We start from the raw sequence: 22268 nt of genomic DNA, 5'->3' as shown, positions 1-22268 counted from the left end.
GGCTCAGGGCGAGACGAGCGTGGGCGGCGTCGACCACTTGTCGAGGTAGGAGCGGATCGTGTCGCGCATGTAGGTGCTCGACTCACGCGCGCGGTCCTCCCAGGCGAAGACGCAGGAGGTGACGATGCCGTCGAAGCCGATGCGCTCGAGGCCGGCGAAGAACTGGCCGAAGTCGACCTCGCCCTGCCCGATGTCGAGGTGCTGGTGCACCGTGACCTGCGACCCGGGCGGGTTGACGATGTAGCGCAGCCCGGACGACGCGGTGTGGTCGTAGGCGTCGGCGACGTGGACCATCCTCAGCAGGTCGCCGGCCTTGTCCATGATCCCGTCGGGATCGTTGCCCTGGTGGAAGGTGTGCGGCGCGCAGTAGAGGAACGACACGTTGGGGCTGTTGATCCCCTTGATGATGTCGACCGCACGCTTGCCGTCCTCCTCCCAGTCGTCGGGGTGCGGCTCGAGCACGAGCCGGATCCCCTCCTTCTCGAAGACGGGCAGCAGCTCCTCCATCGACTGCCAGAACATCCGCTCGCACACGGCCGCCTCGCGGGGGTTGCCGTTGAGCTCGGAGTTCATCGTGTCGACACCGAGGTCGCTGGCGATCTGGATGGCGCGCTTCCAGTAGCGCACGGCCGCCTTGCGGTCGTCCTCGTCGGGACCCGACCACCGGAAGAGTGGCAGGAGCGACGACACCCCGACCCCCGCAGACGCCAGCGCCGACCGGAACGCGGCCACGCCGGCGTCGTCGACGCGCGGGTGGTTGAAGAAGGGGATGAAGTCGTCGCGCGGCGACAGCTCGATCCACTCGTAGCCGAGGTCGGCCACGAGGGAGGGCAGCTCGAGCAGCGGCGTCTCACGGAACATGTACGGGTCGAGGGCGAGCTTCATGACGAGGACTCCGGGTGAGAGGTGGTGCCGACGGGAGTGATGAGCGGACGCTGGGTGGCCTTGTGGTCGACGTACTCCGCGTATGCCGTCCGCGTCGTGTCGAGGTCGCTGACCTCCGAGACCGGCACGTCCCACCAGGACGCGCTGTCGGGCGCGTGGACGAGCGGGTCGGTCTCGACGTGGATGACGACGGGCCCGCCGTCGGCCGGAGCGGCCTTGGCCTCCTTGATCGCCTGGTGCAGCTCGTCGAGCGAGTGCACCTCGATGACGTGCGCGCCGAGCGAGCGCGCGTTGGCGGCGAGGTCGACGGGCAGGACGGCGCCGTCGAGGCGTCCGGACGACTCACCACGGAAGCGGTAGCTCGTGCCGAAGCGCTGCGAGCCGAGCGACTCCGACAGCGATCCGATCGAGTGGAAGCCGTGGTTCTGCACGAGGACGACGATGACCTTGATGCGCTCCTGCACCGCCGTGACGAGCTCGGTCGGCATCATGAGGTAGCCGCCGTCGCCGACCATGGCGAAGACGTCGCGCGACTCGTCGGCGAGACGGATGCCGAGCGAGGCCGGCACCTCGTAACCCATGCAGGAGTAGCCGTACTCGACGTGGTACGCCTTGCGGTCGCGCACCCGCCACAGCTTGTGGATGTCGCCGGGCATCGAGCCCGCCGCACAGAGCACGACGTCGCGGGGGTCGGTCAGCTCGTTGACCGCGCCGAGCACCTGGCCCTGGGTGAGCAGGCCATCGGCCAGCCGGTCGGTGACCTCCGGAGCGGGGTGGAAGGCCGCCTCGACCGAGGCGTCCCACTCGGCCCACAGCGCGGCCTGGCGTGACCGGTGGGCGTCGTCGACGGCATACCCGTCGAGCGCCGCAGTGAGCGCGACGAGCGCCTCCCGGGCGTCGGCGACGACCGAGAGCCCCGAGTGCTTGCCGGCGTCGAAGCGCGCGACGTTGACGTTGACGAAGCGGACCCCGTTGTCCTGGAAGGCTGTCCGCGAGGCAGTGGTGAAGTCGCTCCACCGCGTGCCGATGCCGATGACGACGTCGGCCTCTGCGGCGAGCGCGTTGGCGGCCGTCGTGCCGGTCGAGCCGACCGCACCCATCTCCTGCGGGTGCCCGTGCGGCAGGGACCCCTTGCCGGCCTGCGACTCACCGACGGGGATGCCGGTGGCCTCGCAGAACGCGCGGAGCGCCTCCTCGGCGCCGCTGTAGTGCACGCCGCCACCGGCGACGACGAGCGGCCGCTTCGCCGAGCGGATGACCGCTGCGGCGTCGGCGACGTCGACGGCCTCGGGCAGCGGACGCGCCACCCGCCACGTGCGCGGCGCGAAGAGCTCGAGCGGCCAGTCGTGCGCCTCGGCCTGCACGTCCTGCGGCAGCGAGATCGTCACGGCGCCCGTCTCGACGGGGTCGGTGAGCACCCGCATCGCACCGAGCAGCGCCGACGGCAGCTGCTCGGGACGGCTGACCCGGTCGAAGAACTTCGACAGCGGGCGGAAGGCGTCGTTGACCGTCACGTCGGCGGCATACGGCAGCTCGAGCTCCTGGAGCACCGGGGAGGACACTCGCGTCGCGAAGGTGCCCGACGGGAGCAGCAGCACGGGCAGACGGTTGATCGTCGCCAGGGCGGCGCCGGTCAGCATGTTCGTCGAGCCGGGACCGACGGACGCGGTGCACGCCCACGTCTGCAGGCGGTCCTTCTGGCGGGCGTAGGCGACGGACGTGTGAACCATCGCCTGCTCGTTGCGGGCGAGCACGTACGGGAGGTGCTCCTCGCCGTCGGCGAGCTCGTTCTGCAGCAGCGCCTGGCCGATCCCGGCGACGTTGCCGTGGCCGAAGATCCCGAAGCAGCCGGCGAAGAGCTTCTGCCGCTCGCCGTCGCGCTCGCTCCACTGGTTGGCGAGGAAGCGCACCACGGCCTGGGCCACGGTCAGACGCACCGTCGCGGCCGCGTGGGTGTCGCTCGTCATCGAGCACCTCCAAGGGGAAGTCGGGGGTCGACCGGCTGGTCGGACCACGTGTCGCGGACCCAGCCGTGTGCGGGGTCGTCGCAGATGAGCCAGGCCCGCTCGGCACCCGGGCCGGCCATGACGTTGAGGTAGTAGAGGTCGTAGCCGGGGGCGGCCATCGCCGGGCCGTGCCAGCCGTGCGGCACGAGGACGACGTCGCCCGAGCGCACCTCGGCGAGCACGTCGATCGGCCGGTCGTCGGTGCCGTAGACCCGCTGGTAGCCGACCGGGCTCGTACCCGCGGCCTCCGGAGCACCGGCCGACGGGGCGACCTCGAAGTAGTAGATCTCCTCGAGCTCCGTCTCGACCCCCGGCCGCTCCTCGTCGTGCTTGTGCGGCGGGTAGGAGCTCCAGTTGCCGCCGGGGGTGATGACCTCGCAGGCGATGATCGAGTCGGCGTCGAGGACGCCGGGGATGCCGAAGTTGCGGACCTCGCGGGACGCGACGCCGGCGCCGCGCAGCTCGACGGGCACGTCTGCGACGCCCACGTGACGGAACGGCGGCGTGTGCCGTCGCGTCGCGCGGGCGCCGCAGACGGCGATCGTGGCGGGACCGCCTTCGGCGGTCACCGTGACGTCGCAGTCGCGCGTGGCGTAGGCGACGTCGGTGGGCCCGGCGAAGACCGAGGCCCGACCCGCGAGGACGGCCTCGTGCTCGAGGCCCTCGGGGTCGACGGCCGTGACGGCGACGGAGCCCGAGAGCGGCACGACGACGTGCTCCCACTCCCCGGCCGCGACGGTGCGGCTCTCCCCGGCAGCCAGCTCGGCGGCATACAACCGGGTGTGCGACCACCCGTCGAGGGCGTCGTCGATGGCGACCGACCACTCCGTCGTGCCGGCGCTCCCCAGGGGGCGCACCCAGCGCTCGTTGTCGCTCACGCGCGGACCCCGCTCCCGTGCACCAGCCCGGCGGCGATGTCGACGGCCGCGGCGACGTCCCCGTCGGGCGGGAAGAGCAGGGCGCGGCCGACGACGAGACCGCGCACGGCGGGCAGGTCGAGCGCGCGGCCCCACGAGGCGTACGTGTCCTGCGGGTCGCCCTGGGGGTCCCCGCCGAGGAGGAGCGTCGGCAGGGTCGTCGCGTCCATGACGCGGTCGAGCTCGTCGACGACGGGAAGCTTGAGCCACGTGTAGGCGCTCGAGGCACCGAGGCCGGCAGCGATGTGGACCGACTTGATCGTCGAGTCGGGGTCGAGCTGGTTGACGACCCGACCGCCCTCGCGCGTCGAGAGGAACGGCTCGACCATCGCCATGACCTGGTGCTCGGCGAGCTCGGTGACGGCGTTGGCGCTCGCCTCGAGGGTGGCCACCGTGCCCGGGTCGTCGAGGCAGATGCGGGTCAGCATCTTGCCGCCGTCGATGCCGCGCGCCGCGATCTCGGCCGCGGTGTAGGCGGTGAAGCGGTCGTCGAGCTCGAAGGTCGCTCCCTGGAGGCCGCCGCGGTTCATCGAACCGATGGCGACCTTGCCGTCGAGGGCGCCGAGCAGGAGGAGGTCGTCGAGGACGTCGGGCGTGCCGAGCACCCCGTCGACGCCGGGACGCTGGAGGGCGGTGACGAGGCGCTCGAGCAGGTCGCTGCGGCTCGCCATGGCGGCGCCGGCGCCGCGGACGCCGAGGGCACCGCGCGCGGGGTGGTCGGCGGCGACGAGGAGCATCCGGCCGTCCTCACGGACGAGGGGACGGCGGCGGCGCGCGGCCCACGCGGCGGCGATGCGCCCGGGTTCGCGCACGCGGATCTCGGTCAGGTCGGCGACCCGGACGCTGGGGCTGACGGTCGGCTCGTGCTGCGTGGTGGTCATCGCGCCTCCTCGGCGGTGGTGGCGAACGGTGAGGCCTGCCGGCCGGCGGTGGCCAGGCGCTCGTCGACCTCGGCGGAGGTCGGCATCGCGGTGGAGCACTCGAGCTTGCTGGCGACGATCGCACCTGCGACGTTCGCGAACTCGAGGACGCGCCGCAGGTCCCAGCCCTCGAGCAGGCCGTGGCAGAGGGCGCCCCCGAACGCGTCGCCGGCACCGAGGCCGTTGACGACGTCGACGGGGAAGGGCGGGACCTCGAGCCGCTCGTCGCGGGTCGCGGCGAGCACCCCCTTGGGGCCCTGCTTGACGACGGCGAGCTCGACGCCGCGCTCGAGCAGCGCGTCGGCCGCTCGCTGGGGGTCGGTCTCGCCGACGGCGACCTCGCACTCCTCGCGGTTGCCGACGGCGACGGTCACGTGGTCGAGCGCGCGCCCGACCTGCACGCTCGCCTCGGCCGGGTCGGACCAGAACATCGGCCGGTAGTCGAGGTCGAGCACCGTGTGGGTGCGGCGGGCCCGGACGTCCCAGGCGCGGAAGTGCGCGGCCCGGCTCGGCTCCTGCGACAGCCCCGTGACGGTCGCCCAGTAGACGCCGGCGTCGCGGATCGCGTCGAGCGGCAGCTCGTCGGCCTCGATCATGAGGTCCGGAGCGGTCGGGTAGCGGTAGAAGTACAGCGGGAAGTCGTCGGGCGGGAAGACCTCGCAGAAGGTGACGGGGGTCGGCGGGCCGGCGACGGCGGAGACGAAGGAGTCGTCGACCCCGAAATCGCGCAGCGCCTCGTGGATGTAGCGTCCGAACGCGTCCTGCCCGGTCCGCGTGACGAGCGCGGTCCGGTGCCCGTGGCGGGCTGCCGCCACCGCGACGTTCGTCGCGCTGCCGCCGAGGAACTTCTCGAACGTGCGGACCTTCTCGAGCCCCACGCCGTGCTGGAGCGGGTAGATGTCGACGCCGGTGCGTCCGATCGCAACGACGTCGTATGCCGTGTCGCCGGCGGCGGGGGTGGTGGTGTCCATGGCGTCCACGTCGCTCACAGGCTCGGGATCTCGTCGAGCGAGACGACGCGACGCTCGCGCCGCGAGAGCTCGCAGGCATCGGCGACGCGGAACGCCTGGAGCGCGTCGTCGACGGTGCACGGCGAGGCCAGCGCCCCGCGGGCGACGGCCGCGAAGGCCGTCAGCTCGGCGCGGTAGGCCGGCAGGAAGCGCTCCATGAACGACCAGTGTCGGGGGCCGACCGGGTAGGTGGCACCGGGCTCGGCCGAGGTGACGGCGAGCGAGTCGTCGTAGCCGACGCCGATCGTGCCGTCGCTGCCGAGGACCTCCATGCGCACGTCGTGGCCCCCGCCGTTGTAGCGCGTGGCCGAGAGGTTGACGAGCGTGCCGTCGTCGAGCGTCAGCACGGCTGCCGCGGTGTCGACGTCGCCGGCCTCGGAGAAGAACGCCGCGCCCTTGTTGGCGCCGGTGGCGTAGACCGAGGCGACCTCGCGACCGGTGACGAAGCGGATGATGTCGAAGTCGTGGATCGAGCAGTCGCGGAAGAGGCCGCCGCTCGTCGGGATGTAGGCGGCATGGGGCGGCGCCTGGTCGTGCGTCTGGGCGCGGATGCTGTGGACGAAGCCGAGCTCGCCGCCGGCCACGGCCTGCTGGGCGCGCTGGTAGCCGCGGTCGAAGCGGCGCTGGAAGCCGACGTGGACGGGCGTGCTCGTCGTGCGGACGAGCCGTGCGAGGTCCAGCGTCTCGTCGAGCGTGGCGGCCACGGGCTTCTCGCAGAAGGTGGGGACGCCGGCCTCGAGACCGAGGCGGATGAGGGGTGCGTGTCCCGGCGTCGCCGTGGCGATGACGAAGCCGTCGACGCCCTGGGCGAGCAGTTCGGCCGGCGAGGCGGCGAAGCCGACCTCGAGCTTGTCCGCGACGGCGCGGGCGGCGTCGGCGTCCAGGTCGGAGACGACGACCTCGTCGACGTCGGACAGGTCGCGGAGGGTCTCGGCGTGGAACGCCCCGATGCGGCCGACTCCGGCCAGTCCGATGCGCATGTGCACACTCCCTTGGGTGATCGCGGTGGGTGGCGACCCGGTGGGGGTGGTCGCCGTGAGGTCCGGACGGCGAGCGCCTCGACGTCGTCGTCCCTTCGAGAACGATGGTCCTGCCGTGGCCGTCGCCATGTCAAGCAAATGTTAGGACATTCTGATGTTTGATCAATCTCTTGACATGCATGCAGGAAGAGGAGCATCCTCCAATCGCTGGCACCGACGCCGGGACCGGCAGACATCGACACCGATGTCCGCCCGCGACGGAGGAGCCAGTGCGAGCACGGAGGCGCACCACGTCGCCGGAGCTCGCCGAGATCCCCGCACACCTTCCGGGCGACGACCTCGCCCCACACCGTCCGCACCGGACGCGACGCAGCCAGACCGCTCAGCCCACGCGCACCACAGGCGCACCGGCCGGGTCGACACGACCCGACACCCCTCCAGCCCGCACCTCACGTGCCAGGCGGCACACGGCATTCGGGCTCCACCCTGATCGACGGATCGACCGTCACAGAACGTCGCGCCACTCCGGCGACCGGGCCACCGCGACGCAACGAAAGGAATCAACGATGACTCCGACTCGGACTCGCAAGAGCCTGACCGTCGCAGCCGGCATGGCCACGGCCGCCGCCCTCGCCCTCGCGGCGTGCAGCAGCGGCGGCGCCCCCGCCAGCACCGCCGACGCCGGGAGCGGCAGCGGCGCCGGCGACAACTCCGGCTACACGTTCGCCATGGTCACCCACGAGACCCCCGGCGACACCTTCTGGGACAAGATCAAGGCCGGCGCCACCCAGGCCGCGAAGAACAGCGGCATCACGCTCAAGTACTCCAACGACCCCGACCCGGCCAAGCAGGCGACCCTGATCCAGAATGCCGTCGACTCGAAGGTCGACGGCATCGCCACGACACTCGCCACGCCCGACGCCCTCGCCGGTGCGGTCAAGTCGGCCAACGACGCCGGCATCCCCGTCGTCGCCTTCAACTCCGGCATCGACCAGTACCAGCAGGTCGGCGCCAAGATGTACTTCGGCTCCGACGAGAACCTCGCCGGTGAGGCGACCGGCAAGCGCATCGCCGCCGCCGGTGGCAAGAAGGTCCTCTGCGTCATCCAGGCCGCCGGCTCGGTGGCCCTCGAGGCGCGGTGCGCCGGCGTCAAGAAGGGCATCCCGGCGACGGAGAACATCCAGGTCAACGGCGCCGACGACCCGTCGGTCGTCTCGGCCCTTCAGGCCAAGCTCGCGCAGGACAGCTCGATCGACTGGATCGTCACGCTCGGCGCCCCGATCGCCCTCGACGCCCTCAAGGCGATGGACGCGGCCAGCAGCAAGGCCAAGCTCGCCACCTTCGACCTCAACGTCGACGCCGCGCAGGCGATCCAGGACGGCAAGATCCAGTTCTCGGTCGACCAGCAGCCCTACGTGCAGGGCTACCTCGCCATCCAGTCGCTCTACCTCAACAAGAAGAACGGCAACGACATCGGTGGCGGCCTCGCCGTCCTGACCGGACCGTCGTTCGTGGACTCGAAGAACATCGCCGTGATCCTCCCGTTCGCCAAGAACAACACGCGCTGACCCACCGGGGCGGCCGGCCCGGGCAACCAGGGCCGGCCGCCCTTCCCGCACTCCACTGCTCGCTCGTCAAACCGGATCGGAGAGGTCCATGAGTCAAACCACCAAGACTCCACCCTCGGCACCAGCCGAGGCATCGAACAGGGTCACGCTCGGCTGGTCGAACCGCCTGCTCGCCCGCCCCGAGGTCGGGGCGCTCGTCGCGGCGATCGTCATCTTCGTCTTCTTCCTCATCGTCGCGCCGGCCTTCCGGTCGCCCGCGTCGTTCTTCACCGTGCTCTACCAGTCCTCCACCATCGGCATCGTCGCGGTGGCCGTGGGAATGCTCATGATCGGCGGCGAGTTCGACCTCTCCGCCGGCGTCATCGTCACCACGGCCGGCCTCGTCAACGCGATGTTCTGCTACCAGCTCGGCATCAACCTCATCGTCGGCGCCGTGCTCTCGCTCGTCTTCTGCCTCGCCATCGGCTTCCTCAACGGCTACCTGGTGGTGAGGACCGGCATACCGAGCTTCCTCATCACCCTGGGCACGTTCTTCGTGCTGCAGGGCGCGAACCTCGGGGTCACGAAGCTCGTCACCGGCTCGGTCTCGACGCCCAACATCAACCAGATGGACGGCTACAAGACCCTCGACGCGATCTTCGCCTCGAGCTTCAAGATCGGCAGTGTCACCGTCGAGATCACCGTCCTCTGGTGGTTCCTCTTCGTCGCCCTGTCGGCGTTCATCCTCCAGCGCACCAAGATCGGCAACTGGATCTACGCCGTCGGCGGCAACGCCGACTCGGCCCGTGCCGTCGGCGTCCCGGTCAAGGCCGTCAAGATCGGCCTCTTCATGTCGGTCTCGTTCCTCGGCTGGTTCGTCGGCATGCACACGCTCTACAAGTTCGACACCCTCCAGGCCGGCAACGGCATCGGCAACGAGTTCCTCTACATCATCGCCGCGGTCGTGGGTGGCACGCTGCTCACCGGCGGCTACGGCAACGCCATCGGCGTCGCGATCGGCGCGTTCATCTTCGGCATGACGAGCCTCTGCATCGTCTACGCCGGCTGGGACCCCAACTGGTTCCGGGCCTTCCTCGGCGTCATGCTCCTGCTCGCCGTCATGGTCAACCTCTACGTCAAGAAGCTCTCGACCGCCCGAAAGGTGGGCTGACATGACTGACACCCTGTCCGAGCACGCGGACCCGGAGCTCCACTCGGGCGAGCCGCTCATCGAGATGAAGGACGTCGGCAAGACGTACGGCGCCATCCGCGCCCTCAAGGGCATCAACCTCACGGTGCGCGCCGGCGAGGTGACCTGCGTCCTCGGCGACAACGGCGCCGGCAAGTCGACCCTGATCAAGATCATGGCCGGCCTCCACCCGCACAACGAGGGCACGATGAAGGTCGACGGCAAGGAGGTCAGCTTCTCCTCGCCGCGCGAGTCCCTCGACCACGGCATCGCGACCGTCTACCAGGACCTCGCCGTCGTCTCGCTCATGGAGGTGTGGCGCAACTTCTTCCTCGGCTCCGAGCTGACGAGCGGCAGGGGCCCGTTCGCCACCCTCCGGATCGCCGACATGAAGCGCATCGCCGACGAGGAGCTGCGCAAGATGGGCGTCGTCGTCAAGGACATCAACCAGCCGATCGGAACCCTCTCGGGTGGCCAGCGCCAGTGCGTCGCGATCGCCCGGGCCGTCTACTTCGGCGCCCGCGTGCTCATCCTCGACGAGCCGACCGCGGCCCTCGGCGTCAAGCAGTCCGGCGTCGTGCTCAAGTACACGGCTGCGGCCCGCGACGCCGGCCTCGGCGTCGTCTTCATCACCCACAACCCGCACCACGCCTACCTCGTCGGCAACCACTTCGTCATCCTCAAGCTCGGCCAGGCCGTGCTCGACAAGAAGCGCGCCGACGTCGGTCTCGACGAGCTCACCCGCCAGATGGCCGGCGGCGACGAGCTCACCGAGCTCTCGCACGAGCTGCAGAAGTGAGCGGGGTGGCGTCATGAGCGTCGCCGTCGCCCACCACACCCGCAGCTCGAGCGCGCTCGCGCTCCAGGAGGGAGCCCGCCAGGCGGCATACCGCGGGACCCACCTGCTCGTCGTCCACGTCGTCGAGTCGCTCGACAACGACATCGCGGAGGCCAACAAGGCCGGTATCTCCGATGCCGTCGAGAGCGCGCTCGAGGCCGCATGCCTGCCCGACCTCCAGTGGGACGTGCGCCTCGTCCCCGGGGGCCGGGACATCGCGGACGTCTCCGAGGCGATCCTCGCGACCGTGCACGAGCTCGGTCCGGACCTGCTCGTCATCGGGGCCCGGCGCCGCTCGCCGATGGGCAAGGCCTTCCTCGGCAGCGTCGCGCAGAACATCATCCTCGACGCGGACGTGCCCGTTCTCGTCGTCAAGAGCCCGAGGTGATGACACGAGGGTGTGCTGACATGAACACGTGCGCGCATGGCCGAATCGTCTCGTTAGTCTGCGGCCATGCCCAAGCCCGTTGACGTCCGCATCGACCGCGAGACGCCGGTCCCGCTCTACCACCAGCTGGCCGAGCAGCTGAGCGCGGCGATCGCGGACGGCGTGCTCCAGCCGGGGGACCCGTTCGAGAACGAGGTCGCGATGGCCGACCGGCTCGGCCTGTCGCGACCGACGGTGCGGCGGGCCATCCAGGAGCTCGTCGGGCAGGGCCTCCTGCTCCGGCGGCGAGGTCTCGGCACGACGGTCGCGGGCCGCCAGATCCACCGGCGGGCCGAGCTGACGAGCCTCTACGACGACCTGCGGCGCGAGGGCTCGGGGGACCCTCGCACCCAGGTGCTGACGCACGAGGTGACGACCGACGAGGTCGCGGCGACGGCGATGGGCCTCCCGGCCGACACGCCGTTGCTGCGCCTCGTCCGGCTCCGTCTCGACGGCGACCGGCCGCTCGCGATCCTGCGCAACTGGCTGCCGCCGGCCTACTCCGACATCAGCCGCGAGGACCTCGAGCACGACGGCCTCTACGCCCTGCTCCGCGCTCGCGGCGGCAAGCCCGTCGTGGCCCACCAGCGCATCGGTGCGCGGCAGCCGTCGGCCTCCGAGCGCAAGCACCTGAACCTCACGCCGTCCCAGCCGGTCCTGACGATGTCGCGCACCGCGTTCGACGCCGTCGGCGGCCCCGTCGAGTACGGCGACCACTGCTACCGCGCCCAGGACTACTCCATCGAGGTCATGCTCGACGAGCGCTGACCGCGCCGGGGTCGGTCGCGGCGCCCGACCACCGAGAAGGTATGCCGTGTCGACCCTTTCGCTGCCCACCACCCTCCCCGCCCCACGCCGTCCGTCGCCCGACAGCGTGCCCAGCCTTCGCTGGGGCATCCTCGGCACGGGGTGGATCGCGTCACGCTTCGTCTCGTCGCTCCGGGCCTCGACGACGCAGCAGGTCGTGGCCGTGGGGTCGCGGTCGCAGGCCTCGGCCGACGCCTTCGCCCGGGGTGCGGGTGGGCTGCGGGCGCACGCGAGCCACGAGGCGCTGGTGAGCGACCCGGACGTCGACGTCGTGTACGTCGCGACGCCGCACCACGCGCACCTGGCCGGCGCACTCCTGGCCGTCGGGGCCGGCAAGCACGTCCTCGTCGAGAAGCCGCTGGGTCTCGATGCGTCTGAGGCACAGTCGATCTCGGCTGCTGCAGGGGCCGCCGGCGTCTTCTGCATGGAGGCCCTGTGGTCGCTCTTCCTGCCGCGCTTCGACGTCGTCCGGCAGGTGCTCGACGCCGGCCTCCTCGGCGACGTGCGCACCGTCATCGCCGACCACGGCGAGCACTTCGACCCGCCGCACCGCATCCTCGACCCGGCCATGGCCGGCGGCTCGCTCCTCGACCTCGGCACCTACGTCACGACGCTGGCGACATGGGCGCTCGGCCCGGCCACGCGCGTCCTGGCGTCCGGCGAGTCGACGGCGTCCGGGGTCAACGGCCAGGCCGCGATGCTGTTGACCCATGCCGGCGACGCGACGAGCGTGCTGCACTCGACGCTGCTCACGCGTACGCCCACGGCGGCCACCATCGCCGGGACGGAGGCCACGCTGACCCTGCCCGGACCGTTCTTCATGCCCGGCGACGTCGTCGTCACCTCCGCCGACGGGTCAGGCTCGGTGACGTGGACCGACCCCGAGCCGATCGGCCACGGCGCGCTCTACCACTCGGCCCTCGAGGTGGCCCGCTGCATCGGCGAGGGCCTGCTCGAGTCTCCTCTGCACGACTCAGCGTCGGTCCACGCCAACATGCGTGCCCTCGACGAGGTCACGAGACAGCTCGGCGTCACCTACTCCCCTGCGGTTTGAGGTCATCGCGCGCGCGTCTCGGCGGCGCGCCCACCTCAACCGGGTGGTCAGGACCGCGGCGTCAGGACGTCCATGCCGAGGAAGGGGCGCAGGGCCTCGGGCACGCGGACCGAGCCGTCGGCCTGCTGGTGGTTCTCGAGGATCGCGACGAGCCAGCGCGTCGTGCCCAGCGTGCCGTTGAGCGTCGCGACGGCGCGGGTGCCCGAGCCGTTCGGATCACGCTCGCGGGTGCCCAGCCGGCGCGCCTGGTAGGTCGTGCAGTTCGACGTCGACGACAGCTCGCGGAACTTGCCCTGCGTCGGCACCCAGGCCTCGCAGTCGAACTTGCGAGCCGCCGGACCACCGAGGTCGCCGGCCGCCGTGTCGATGATCCGGTAGGGCACCTCGATCTTGGCGAGCATCTCCTGCTCCCACGCCAGCAGGCGCTGGTGCTCGGCCTCGGCGTCCTCGGGACGGCAGTAGCTGAACATCTCGACCTTGTGGAACTGGTGCACGCGGATGATGCCGCGGGTGTCCTTGCCGTGCGACCCCGCCTCGCGGCGGTAGCAGGCCGACCACCCGGCATACCTCTTCGGGCCGTTCGTCAGGTCGATGATCTCGTCGGAGTGGTAGCCGGCGAGGGCGACCTCCGAGGTGCCGGTGAGATAGAGGTCGTCGGCCTCGAGGTGGTAGACCTCGTCGGCGTGCGCGTCCATGAAGCCGGCGCCGACCATGACCTCCGGGCGCGCGAGCGTCGGCGTGATCATCGGCGTGAAGCCGGACGCGGTCGCCTGGGCCATCGCCATGTTGAGCAGCGCCAGCTCGAGGAGGGCCCCGACGCCGGTGAGGTAGTAGAAGCGCGCGCCACCGACCTTGGCGCCGCGCTCCATGTCGATGGCGCCGAGCTTCTCACCGAGCGCGAGGTGGTCGAGCGGCTCGAAGCCCTCGGCCTCGAAATCCCTTGGCGTTCCAACGGTCTCGAGCACGACGTAGTCGTCCTCACCGCCGACGGGCACACCGTCGATGATGACGTTGCCGACTCGGCGGAGCAGGCGCTCGAGCTCGGCCCCGGCCTCGTCGGCGTCGCTCTCGAGCGACTTGACCTGCTCGCTCAGCGTGCCGGCGCGCGCCCGCGCCTCGTGCGCCACCTTCTCCAGGTGGTCGGCGTCGTCGGCGCCCGACTTCTTCGCCTTCTGGAAGGCACCCATGGCCGCGCCGACCGACTTGCTGACGGTCTTCTGCTCGGCGCGCAGCTTCTCGAAGTCGCCGAGGGACGATCGACGGCGCTCGTCGGCAGCGAGGATCGCGTCCACGATCCCCGGGTCCTCACCACGGGCCTGTTGCGAGGCGCGGACCCGGTCGGGTTCGTCGCGCACGAGCTTGATGTCGATCACGCGGGTCAGCCTATCCGCGCGCCCCGCGGACCCACGACCGAGATCCCGCCGGACCCCCACCCTCCCCACCTCGAGTGAGCGCTTGACCACACACGACTGAGCACTCCGTCCCATCCGTCGCGTGACGCGTGGGGCGGCGCGCTCGCTCGACTGTTACGGAGCGCTCACTCGAGTGGGGCGGGGCGCTCACTCGACTATTCGGGGCGGATGAGGGCGTATGCCGTCACGGCGTCGGCCGGGAGGCCGCGGACGTCGATCTGGACGCGCCCGGACGGCAGCCCGAGGTGCACGGTCCGCTGCACGGCGCCGTCGCACGCGAAGGGGCGGGAGTAGAGCGGCTCGCCGTGGCCCCACGTGCCGGGCGCGGCATCGTAGACGGCGTAGCTCGAGCCCTCCGTGGCCCGACCGGCGGCGCACGCGACCTCGACCGTGTAGGTGCGCCCCTCGGCGACCGGCACGCCGGGGACGTTGCGGAACGCCTTGCCCGAGCCCTGCTTGCTCACGACCACCCGCGCCACCTCACCGGCCACCGGCGGAGGCACCGTCACGACGGGTGGTGGCCCGGGGTCGATGGGCGTCAGGGAGACCTCGGGCGTCGCGGTCCCCGCGGGCACGCCAACCGTGGGCGACACGCGCACGCCTCCGTCGGTCGTGCACCCGGCAGCCAGCAGGGCCGTGGCCAGCGCGGCCACCACCGGTACGGCCTCGACGACACGGCGCAGCCTCATGACCCGACTCTAGGACCGGCGGAGCCGACTGGGTATGGCCCCTGTACAGACGTCGAAGGAGCAGACATGAGTGAGAGCACGAAGTCCCGCGAGTCCATCGAGACGGCCCCGAGCGAGGAGGCGCGACTCGGGTCGCACACCGAGACCGGAGCACCGGCGCCGAGTGACCGCAACTCGCTCACGGTCGGCCCGGACGGCCCGATCCTGCTGCACGACCACCACTTCCTCAACCAGATGGCGCACTTCAACCGCGAGCGCATCCCGGAGCGCAACGTCCACGCCAAGGGCTCCGGCGCGTTCGGCACCTTCGAGACCACCGAGGACGTGTCGGCCTACACCAAGGCCGCGCTCTTCCAGAAGGGCGCCAGCACCGAGATGCTCGCGCGCTTCTCGACGGTCGCCGGCGAGCAGGGCAGCCCCGACACGTGGCGCGACCCGCGCGGCTTCGCGCTGAAGTTCTACACGACCGAGGGCAACTACGACCTCGTCGGCAACAACACCCCGGTCTTCTTCATCCGCGACACGATGAAGTTCCCGCACTTCATCCGCAGCCAGAAGCGCCGCGGCGGCTCGGGGCTGCGCGACAACCACATGCAGTGGGACTTCTGGAGCCTCAACCCGGAGTCGGCGCACCAGGTCACCTACCTCATGGGCGACCGCGGCATCCCGAAGACGTTCCGCCACATGAACGGCTACGGCAGCCACACCTTCCTCTGGGTCAACGGGGCCGGCGACAAGCACTGGGTCAAGTACCACTTCCACAGCAACCAGGGCGTCGAGGGCCTGACCGGCGCCGAGGCCGAGCGCATCGCCGGTCAGGACGCCGACCACCACCGCCGCGACCTCCACGACGCCATCGAGGCGGGCGACTTCCCGAGCTGGACGCTGTCGATCCAGGCCATGCCCTACGAGGACGCGAAGACCTACCACCTCAACCCGTTCGACCTGACGAAGGTGTGGCCGCACCGCGACTACCCGCTCATCAAGGTCGGCACGATGACGCTGAACCGCAACCCCGACAACTTCTTCGCCCAGATCGAGCAGGCGGCCTTCGAGCCGTCGGCCGTCGTGCCGGGCATCGGCTTCTCGCCCGACAAGATGCTGCTCGGCCGCGTCTTCGCCTACAGCGACACGCACCGCTACCGGATCGGCCCGAACTATCTCCAGCTGCCGGTCAACCGTCCGCGCGTCGAGGGCCTCAACACCTACACGCAGGACGGCCCGATGGCCTACGACCACCACGGCGACCTGCCCGTCTACGCCCCCAACAGCGAGGGCCGCGGCTACGCCGACGAGGTCGGTGAGGTCGAGGAGGGCTGGGAGACCGACGGCGCCATGGTGCGCCAGGCCTACACGCTGCGCGAGGACGACGACGACTTCAGCCAGGCGGGCCTGCTCGTCCGCGAGGTCTGGGACGACGCACAGCGAGAGGCGTTCACCGAGACGGTGGCCGGCCACCTTCTCGGCGGCGTGAAGTCCCCGGTCCTCGAGCGCGCCTTCGACTACTGGAAGAGCGTCGACGCCGAGACGGGCAAGCAGATCGAGGAGCTCGTCCGCGCCGGCCTCGGCGGCGCCAACCCGGGCGGAGACGCCGACGACGCCAAGGTCGTCAACGACCCGATCGTCGAGACGAAGACGAACGCGGCCAACTGACAAGGCCTTTCGCCCCAGCAACACGCAGAGGTATGCCGTGTGCCCCCGTCAGGCACACGGCATACCTCTTGTTCGTGGTCAGGTGCTACTTCACCTCGGCGCGGGTCAGGCGCCAGATGCCGACAGCCAGGGGCGCGACGACCCAGACGGCGACCGAGGTGGCGAGGTGGGCCCACTGGGCACCCGTCAGCGATCCCTCGAAGAGCGGCTGCATCGTCTGGTTCATGTCGAGCCAGGTCGCGGCGTCGCCCAGCCACGAGACCATCGAGCCGAGGATCGACCACGCGGTCGGCAGGACGAAGAAGACGACGACCGCGGCGGGCGTGTTCTTGAAGAGCATGCCGAAACCGACACCCTGGGCGATGCCGAGCAGCACGTAGCCGCCGGCGCCGAGGAGCACGAGCGCGTCCGTGGACCAGTCGCCGGTGATGCCGCGGAAGGTGATCGCGGCCTGGTGCGCGAGGGCGGCCAGCACGAGCGACAGCGCGAAGGCGCAGACGCCGACGAGGAGCGCCGAGAGGAGCTTGGCCCACGCGATGCGCATGCGGCGCGGTTCGAGACCGAAGGTGACGAGGCCGGTGCGCTGGCTCCACTCGGACGTCACGGCGAGGATGCCGACGACCGGGAGGATGAGCGCCATCGGCATCGTCGTGGCCTGGAGGTACTCGCCGAAGGCGTGCTGGCCGCCCTCGTTGAAGAACATGATCGTCAGCGCGACCGCGATGATGGCGCCGATGCCGATGAGGAGCCAGCGGCCCGCGCGGGTGTCGAGCATCTTGCGCAGCTCGACGTGGACGAGACGGCCGAAGGGCACCCCGGTCGTGGGGCGCGGGCCGGCGATGCGGCTCGGCACCTTGGCGTGGGTCGGCAGGGCCGACTCGGCGTTCTTGGAGACGGGGGCCGCGGTGGGCGTCGTGGTCGTGGCGGTCATGCCGCCACCTCCTCTCGGGCGGCGTCGGCCGTGAGGTCGAGGAACATCTCCTCGAGGCCCCGGCTGTCGGCGCCGCGCAGCTCGGTCAGGACGATCTGGTGGGCGACGGCGACGCGGCCGACGGCGATCGGCTCGGCCTCGACCTGCAGGCCGCCCGTCGGGGTGCGCTGGGCGACGATCGAGGCCTCGGCGAGCGCGGCCAGGAGGGCGTCGTCGTCGGTGGAGCGGGTGTAGGTGCCGGCCCCGGCGAGCAGCTCGTCCTTGGTGCCGTGGGCGACGATCTTGCCGTGGCCGATGACGATGATCTCGTCGGCGACGCGCTCGATCTCGTTGAGCAGGTGCGAGCTGAGCAGCACCGTGCCGCCCTCGTTGGCGTAGCCGCGCAGGAGGTCACGCATCCAGCGGATCCCGGCGGGGTCGAGCCCGTTGGCCGGCTCGTCGAGGATGAGCACCTCGGGGTCACCGAGCAGCGCGTGGGCGATGCCGAGCCGCTGGCGCATGCCGAGGGAGTAGTTGCGCACCCGGCGGTTCGCCTCCTTCTCGGTGAGGCCGACGAGCTCGACCATCTCGTCGACGCGGTGCTTGCCGACACCCATGAGGATGGCGCCGAGTGTCAGCACCTCGCGGCCGGTGCGGCCGGCGTGCTGCGCGGAGGCGTCGAGCAGGAGGCCGACGTGGCGGCCGGGGTTCGGCAGGGCGGCATACGGCTTGCCGAGCACCGTGGCCCGTCCTGACGTGGCGGGCGTCAGGCCGGCCATGACGCGCATCGCGGTCGTCTTGCCGGCGCCGTTGGGGCCGAGGAAGCCGGTGACGAGGCCCGGCTTGACGTCGAAGGAGACGTCGTCGACGGCCGTGAACGGGCCGTAGCGCTTGGTGAGTCGTTCCACTGTGATCATGGGCTCCACCCTCCCGGGAGAGGCAGTGGTCGCACATCCGTCACAAGCCTGATTCTGACCCTACCTAGGTCGCACCCGACCCTGACCGGAGTCAGGGTCCGTGCTCAGGGTCGGACCCCGTCGGCGGTCGCGGACGAGACCTTGGTCGGATGCCGTCGCGCCCGGTCGGCGCCTACGCTGGCCGGGTGCCGCTGCCCCGCATCGCCCGCACCCGACGGGGCCACGTGTGGGGTGAGACGTGGCGGCTCGGGGTCGCCTTCCTCTTCGGGCTCGCTCTCTGGGGCGCCGTGCAGGCGCAGCTCGACCAACGCCACGTGGAGCCGACGTTCGGCAAGGACTGGCTCCTCGTCGACCTCGCGATCGGGCTCGGCTCGACGACGCTGCTGCTGTGGCGCCGCCGCTGGCCGCTCGCCGTCGCCGTCGTCACGGCGGCCCTCTCCGGGATCTCCTCCGTCGCGATCGGTGCGTCCGTCGTGGCGCTCGTGTCCCTGTCGACGCGCCGCCACTGGCGCGAGATCGCGGTCGTCCTCGTGCCGTGGATGGTGGCGGGCTGGTCTCACTCGATGGTCTACCCGACCGAGGACCAGGTCGTCACCCTGCCGAACGTCATCATCGGCCTGCTCAGCTATGCCGTCAGCGTCGCGATCGGCTGGGCCATCGGCGAGCGCCGCGCCTTCGTCGCCTCGCTCCACGAACGGGCCCTGACCGCCGAGCGCGAGCAGGCGATGCGCGTCGTCCAGGCACAGGTGGCCGAGCGGGCCCGGATCGCGCGCGAGATGCACGACGTGCTCGCACACCGGATCTCCCTGGTGGCCATGCACTCCGGCGCCCTCGCCTACCGCACCGACCTGACGCCCGAGCAGGTCTCCGAGACGGCCGAGGTGGTCCGCGAGAGCGCCAACGAGGCCCTGACCGAGCTGCGGGCCGTGCTCGGGGTGCTCCGCGACGTGCCCGGCTCGGGGGCTCCCGCCGACGGCACGCCCCAGCCGCCGCAGCCGACGCTCGCCGACCTCGACGCGCTCGTCGCCGAGGCACGCTCGGGCGGCACGACGGTCCGGCTCGACCGGTCGGGTGACCTCGAGCTCGTGCCCGAGCAGGTGTCGCGCGGCGCCTACCGGATCGTGCAGGAGGGCCTGACGAACGCCCGCAAGCACGCCCCGGGCGCGACTGTCCGAGTCACCGTGGGCACCGCCCCGGAGGGCGGCCTCGACGACGAGGCAGTGCGGGTCACGGTGCGCAACCCGGTCCCGCGCGGAGGCGGGGACGCAGCGGACGGCATACGCCAGGACGTCACGGTGGGAGCCGGGCTGGGACTGCTCGGGCTCACGGAGCGGGCCGTCCTCGCCGGGGGCGAGCTGACCTACGGTCCTGACCGGGCGGGCGACTTCGTCCTCACGTCCCGACTACCGTGGTCGCGATGACCGGGGACCCAGGGCGTACGCGCGTCGTGATCGTCGACGACGACGCGCTCGTGCGTGCCGGGCTGAGGATGATCCTCGGTGGGGCACCCGACCTCGACGTCGTCGCGGAGGCGGGTGACGGCATCGAGGGTGAGCGCGTCGTCGACGAGCACCGGCCCGACGTCGTCCTCATGGACATCCGGATGCCGCGCCGGGACGGCCTCGAGACGACGAGAGCGCTGCTGTCCGAAGGCGCCCGGGCCGTCCGCGGTGCGCGCGGCGACGACCTCAAGGTCATCGTCCTGACGACCTTCGACGCCGACGACATGGTCGTGCAGGCGCTGCGGGCCGGCGCGCACGGCTTCCTGCTCAAGGACACCGAGCCGCGACGGCTCGTCGAGGCGGTGCGCCTCGTCGCCACCGGCGAGCCGATCCTGTCGCCGAGCGTCACCGCGACCCTCATGGCCCACGTCGCGACCGGCGGAGGAGCCGTGGCGGATGCGGGCGACCGCCGCCGCGCCGACGCCGAGGCCCGCCTGGCGACCCTCACCGACCGCGAGCGCGAGGTGGCCCTCGCCATCGGCCGCGGACTGTCCAACGCCGACATCTCGCGCGAGCTCTACCTCTCCGTGCCGACCGTCAAGGCCCACGTGTCGCGCGTCCTCGACAAGCTCGGCGCCGACAACCGCGTCCAGATCGCCATCGTCGTCCACGACGCCGCCCTCCCCTGAGCCCGGCACGACAACTCCGCCCGGGCGGACCTGGCGCGCCCCGGAAGCCCGCCAGACCACCACAACTCCGCCGAGGCGGACCTGGCGCGGCCCCGGAAGCCCGCCTGACCACCACAACTCCGCCCGGGCGGGGTCGAGTTGCCCGAGCGCGACGGAAAAGGGCTGGACGAGAGCCCTGGGCGCCGCATACCTTCTCTCCCGTGTGGATCTCCTGATGCCTCGAGCCCGCCCGCCGCTGACCTGACGACGACCGTCTGACGTCACCCGCGGGGCCCTGCCGACCATCAAGGACCCCCATGTCTTCCACCCTCACCATCTCCGGACTGGACGTCGCCTTCGGGGCACGCACCCTCTTCTCCGGTCTCGACCTGACCCTCGCCGACGGCGACGTGCTCGCCGTCGTCGGCCCCAACGGGTCGGGCAAGTCGACGCTCATGCGCACCATCGTCGGCGAGCTGCCGATCGAGGCCGGCTCGATCCGTCTCGCCCCGCGCGACGCGACGGTCGGCTGGCTCCCGCAGGTCGTGCCCGACCCGTCGGAGACCCTCCTGACGTATGCCCGTCGACGCACCGGCGTCACGGCGGCCGACACCGAGCTCGAGGCCGCGTCCGCCGCGATCGCTGCCGGCGACGAGGGCAGCGAGGACCGCTACGCCACCGCCCTCGAGCGCTGGCTCGCGCTCGGGGCCGCCGACCTCGACGAGCGGCTGCCCGAGGTGGCCGCCCGCGTCGGGCTCGACGTCGCGTCCAACCGTCCCCTCGGCACCCTGTCCGGCGGGCAGGCCGCGCGGGCCTGCCTCGTCGCCGTGCTGCTCAGCCAGTACGACGTGCTGCTCCTCGACGAGCCGACGAACGACCTCGACGCCCGCGGGCTCACCCTCGTGGCCGACTTCGTCGCCGCGCACGAGGGCCCGATCCTCGTCGCCAGCCATGACCGCACCTTCCTCGACGCGGTCGCCACCGGCGTCGTCGAGCTCGACGTCAAGCAGCAGCGCATCGGCCACTACACCGGCGGCTGGAGCAGCTTCGTCGCGCAGCGCGAGCTCGCCCGCGCCCACGCGTGGGAGGCGTACGAGGGGTATGCCGCCGAGCGGGACTCGCTGCTCGCGCAGTCCCGGCAGCGGCACGACTGGGCCGACCGGGGGCGGCGCAACGTCGCGCTCGGCAAGGAGCCCGACAAGCACATCCGCGAGAAGCACAAGGCCAGGGCCGACCGTCAGGCCGCGAAGGGCGGCCGCCTCGAGCGGGCCGCTGATCGACTCGACGCGGTGGAGCAACCACGCAAGGAGTGGCAGCTGCGCTACGCCATCACCGAGGGCCGGCCCTCCGCCGATGTCGTGGCCACGCTGTCCGACGCGGTCGTCGAGCGGCACGGCTTCCGGCTCGGCCCGGTCAGCCTCGTCGTCGGCCGCGGCGACCGCATCGCGCTCGTCGGCGACAACGGCTCGGGCAAGACGACGCTGCTCGGCGCCCTGCTCGGTGACCTGCCCCTCACGTCCGGCCGCCAGAGCCTGGGCACGCGTGTGGCCGTCGGCGTCATCGACCAGCGCCGGCACCTGCTCGACGACGACGCCTCGGTGCTCGAGGTCGTGCGGCGCGAGCTCGGGACCCACCCGAGGTCGGGGAGCGAGTGGCCGGTCGCGGAGGTGCGCACCCTCCTCGCGAAGTTCGGGCTCGGGTCCGAGCACGTCTCACGTCCGGCCCGGAGCCTGTCGATGGGAGAGCGGACGCGAGCGCTCATGGCCCTCTTCCAGGGTCGTGAGGTCAACGTCCTCGTGCTCGACGAGCCGACGAACCACCTCGACGTCGACGCCATCGAGCAGCTCGAGGCCGCCGTGGCGGCCTTCGGAGGGACCGTGCTCGTCGTGAGCCACGACGAGAGCCTGCTCGACGGCATACGCCTGACCCACCGGTGGGTCGTCACGCGCGGACGCGTCCGCGTCGAGAGCCTCTGACCGGACCTGCGGCAGAGGCTC

General features: G+C 71.5%; 20 protein-coding genes. 10 read left to right on the top strand and 10 right to left on the bottom strand.

What is annotated here, in order from left to right; genetic code table 11:
• Positions 1 to 3 precede the first annotated feature (3 nt).
• The 6 genes from AC1DW8_RS04485 to AC1DW8_RS04460 are packed head-to-tail and all read right to left on the bottom strand — an operon-like array spanning position 4 to position 6718.
• The gene (locus AC1DW8_RS04485) at positions 4 to 885 is read right to left on the bottom strand and encodes a sugar phosphate isomerase/epimerase family protein (protein ID WP_478092198.1); all 882 of its coding nucleotides are present in this window, start codon (positions 883 to 885) and stop codon (positions 4 to 6) included.
• Positions 882 to 2852 carry a 3D-(3,5/4)-trihydroxycyclohexane-1,2-dione acylhydrolase (decyclizing) gene (gene iolD / locus AC1DW8_RS04480; RefSeq protein WP_478092196.1) on the bottom strand — a complete coding sequence of 657 codons (1971 nt, stop codon included), beginning with the start codon at positions 2850 to 2852 and terminating at the stop codon, positions 882 to 884. Before iolD ends, AC1DW8_RS04485 begins: the two co-directional genes overlap by 4 nt.
• The gene (iolB, locus tag AC1DW8_RS04475) at positions 2849 to 3769 is read right to left on the bottom strand and encodes a 5-deoxy-glucuronate isomerase (RefSeq protein WP_478092194.1); all 921 of its coding nucleotides are present in this window, start codon (positions 3767 to 3769) and stop codon (positions 2849 to 2851) included. Before iolB ends, iolD begins: the two co-directional genes overlap by 4 nt.
• Positions 3766 to 4689, bottom strand: coding sequence for a Cgl0159 family (beta/alpha)8-fold protein (locus AC1DW8_RS04470; protein WP_478092192.1), 924 nt, complete (start codon positions 4687 to 4689; stop codon positions 3766 to 3768). Before AC1DW8_RS04470 ends, iolB begins: the two co-directional genes overlap by 4 nt.
• The gene (gene iolC / locus AC1DW8_RS04465) at positions 4686 to 5699 is read right to left on the bottom strand and encodes a 5-dehydro-2-deoxygluconokinase (protein WP_056826260.1); all 1014 of its coding nucleotides are present in this window, start codon (positions 5697 to 5699) and stop codon (positions 4686 to 4688) included. Before iolC ends, AC1DW8_RS04470 begins: the two co-directional genes overlap by 4 nt.
• Positions 5700 to 5713: 14 nt before the next feature.
• Positions 5714 to 6718 carry a Gfo/Idh/MocA family protein gene (locus tag AC1DW8_RS04460; RefSeq protein ID WP_056775316.1) on the bottom strand — a complete coding sequence of 335 codons (1005 nt, stop codon included), beginning with the start codon at positions 6716 to 6718 and terminating at the stop codon, positions 5714 to 5716.
• A gap of 566 nt (positions 6719 to 7284) precedes the next feature.
• Here AC1DW8_RS04460 and AC1DW8_RS04455 point away from each other — a divergent pair.
• The 6 genes from AC1DW8_RS04455 (at position 7285) to AC1DW8_RS04430 (ending at position 12580) form a co-directional block, all read left to right on the top strand.
• Positions 7285 to 8286 carry a substrate-binding domain-containing protein gene (locus AC1DW8_RS04455; protein ID WP_056825970.1) on the top strand — a complete coding sequence of 334 codons (1002 nt, stop codon included), beginning with the start codon at positions 7285 to 7287 and terminating at the stop codon, positions 8284 to 8286.
• A gap of 88 nt (positions 8287 to 8374) precedes the next feature.
• Positions 8375 to 9436: an ABC transporter permease gene (locus AC1DW8_RS04450; RefSeq protein WP_020143648.1), complete on the top strand. Its 1062-nt coding sequence runs from the start codon at positions 8375 to 8377 to the stop codon at positions 9434 to 9436.
• Position 9437: 1 nt separating this feature from the next.
• Positions 9438 to 10253 carry an ATP-binding cassette domain-containing protein gene (locus AC1DW8_RS04445; protein WP_020143647.1) on the top strand — a complete coding sequence of 272 codons (816 nt, stop codon included), beginning with the start codon at positions 9438 to 9440 and terminating at the stop codon, positions 10251 to 10253.
• A 13-nt stretch (positions 10254 to 10266) separates the two neighbouring features.
• Positions 10267 to 10680 (top strand): universal stress protein, encoded by a 414-nt coding sequence (locus AC1DW8_RS04440; protein ID WP_056774731.1) that lies wholly within the window; start codon positions 10267 to 10269, stop codon positions 10678 to 10680.
• A 66-nt stretch (positions 10681 to 10746) separates the two neighbouring features.
• Entirely contained in the window at positions 10747 to 11487 is a 741-nt protein-coding gene (locus AC1DW8_RS04435; RefSeq protein ID WP_056774733.1) for a GntR family transcriptional regulator, read from the top strand.
• Between the two features lie 106 nt (positions 11488 to 11593).
• On the top strand, positions 11594 to 12580 hold the full coding sequence (locus tag AC1DW8_RS04430) for a Gfo/Idh/MocA family protein (protein WP_082619663.1): 987 nt from the start codon (positions 11594 to 11596) through the stop codon (positions 12578 to 12580).
• 47 nt (positions 12581 to 12627) lie between these two features.
• On the opposite strand, the gene serS is transcribed toward AC1DW8_RS04430, so the two are convergent.
• A complete protein-coding gene (serS, locus tag AC1DW8_RS04425; protein ID WP_056774736.1) occupies positions 12628 to 13953 on the bottom strand; it encodes a serine--tRNA ligase in 1326 nt (441 codons plus the stop codon).
• A gap of 194 nt (positions 13954 to 14147) precedes the next feature.
• Entirely contained in the window at positions 14148 to 14681 is a 534-nt protein-coding gene (locus tag AC1DW8_RS04420) for a hypothetical protein (RefSeq protein WP_056774739.1), read from the bottom strand.
• 66 nt (positions 14682 to 14747) lie between these two features.
• On the opposite strand from AC1DW8_RS04420, the gene AC1DW8_RS04415 reads away from it, so the two are divergent.
• The gene (locus AC1DW8_RS04415; protein WP_056774742.1) at positions 14748 to 16334 is read left to right on the top strand and encodes a catalase; all 1587 of its coding nucleotides are present in this window, start codon (positions 14748 to 14750) and stop codon (positions 16332 to 16334) included.
• A gap of 85 nt (positions 16335 to 16419) precedes the next feature.
• On the opposite strand, the gene AC1DW8_RS04410 is transcribed toward AC1DW8_RS04415, so the two are convergent.
• Both AC1DW8_RS04410 and AC1DW8_RS04405 read right to left on the bottom strand, forming a co-directional pair.
• Complete coding sequence (locus AC1DW8_RS04410; protein ID WP_478092187.1) at positions 16420 to 17265, bottom strand: ABC transporter permease; 846 nt, start codon at positions 17263 to 17265, stop codon at positions 16420 to 16422.
• The gene (locus AC1DW8_RS04405; protein WP_056774748.1) at positions 17262 to 18161 is read right to left on the bottom strand and encodes an ABC transporter ATP-binding protein; all 900 of its coding nucleotides are present in this window, start codon (positions 18159 to 18161) and stop codon (positions 17262 to 17264) included. The genes AC1DW8_RS04410 and AC1DW8_RS04405 overlap by 4 nt, the downstream gene beginning before the upstream one ends.
• 185 nt (positions 18162 to 18346) lie before the next feature.
• Between AC1DW8_RS04405 and AC1DW8_RS04400 the strand changes: the two genes are divergently transcribed.
• The 3 genes from AC1DW8_RS04400 (at position 18347) to AC1DW8_RS04390 (ending at position 22247) form a co-directional block, all read left to right on the top strand.
• Positions 18347 to 19582 carry a sensor histidine kinase gene (locus AC1DW8_RS04400; RefSeq protein WP_478092184.1) on the top strand — a complete coding sequence of 412 codons (1236 nt, stop codon included), beginning with the start codon at positions 18347 to 18349 and terminating at the stop codon, positions 19580 to 19582.
• The gene (locus AC1DW8_RS04395; protein ID WP_478092182.1) at positions 19579 to 20292 is read left to right on the top strand and encodes a response regulator; all 714 of its coding nucleotides are present in this window, start codon (positions 19579 to 19581) and stop codon (positions 20290 to 20292) included. Before AC1DW8_RS04400 ends, AC1DW8_RS04395 begins: the two co-directional genes overlap by 4 nt.
• 296 nt (positions 20293 to 20588) lie before the next feature.
• Complete coding sequence (locus tag AC1DW8_RS04390; RefSeq protein WP_478092179.1) at positions 20589 to 22247, top strand: ABC-F family ATP-binding cassette domain-containing protein; 1659 nt, start codon at positions 20589 to 20591, stop codon at positions 22245 to 22247.
• Positions 22248 to 22268 lie beyond the last annotated feature (21 nt).

Source organism: Terrabacter sp. P2_E3 (assembly GCF_056403915.1).
The sequence above is the reverse complement of the archived record's forward strand: the minus strand, read 5'-3'. Positions and strand labels throughout refer to the sequence as shown.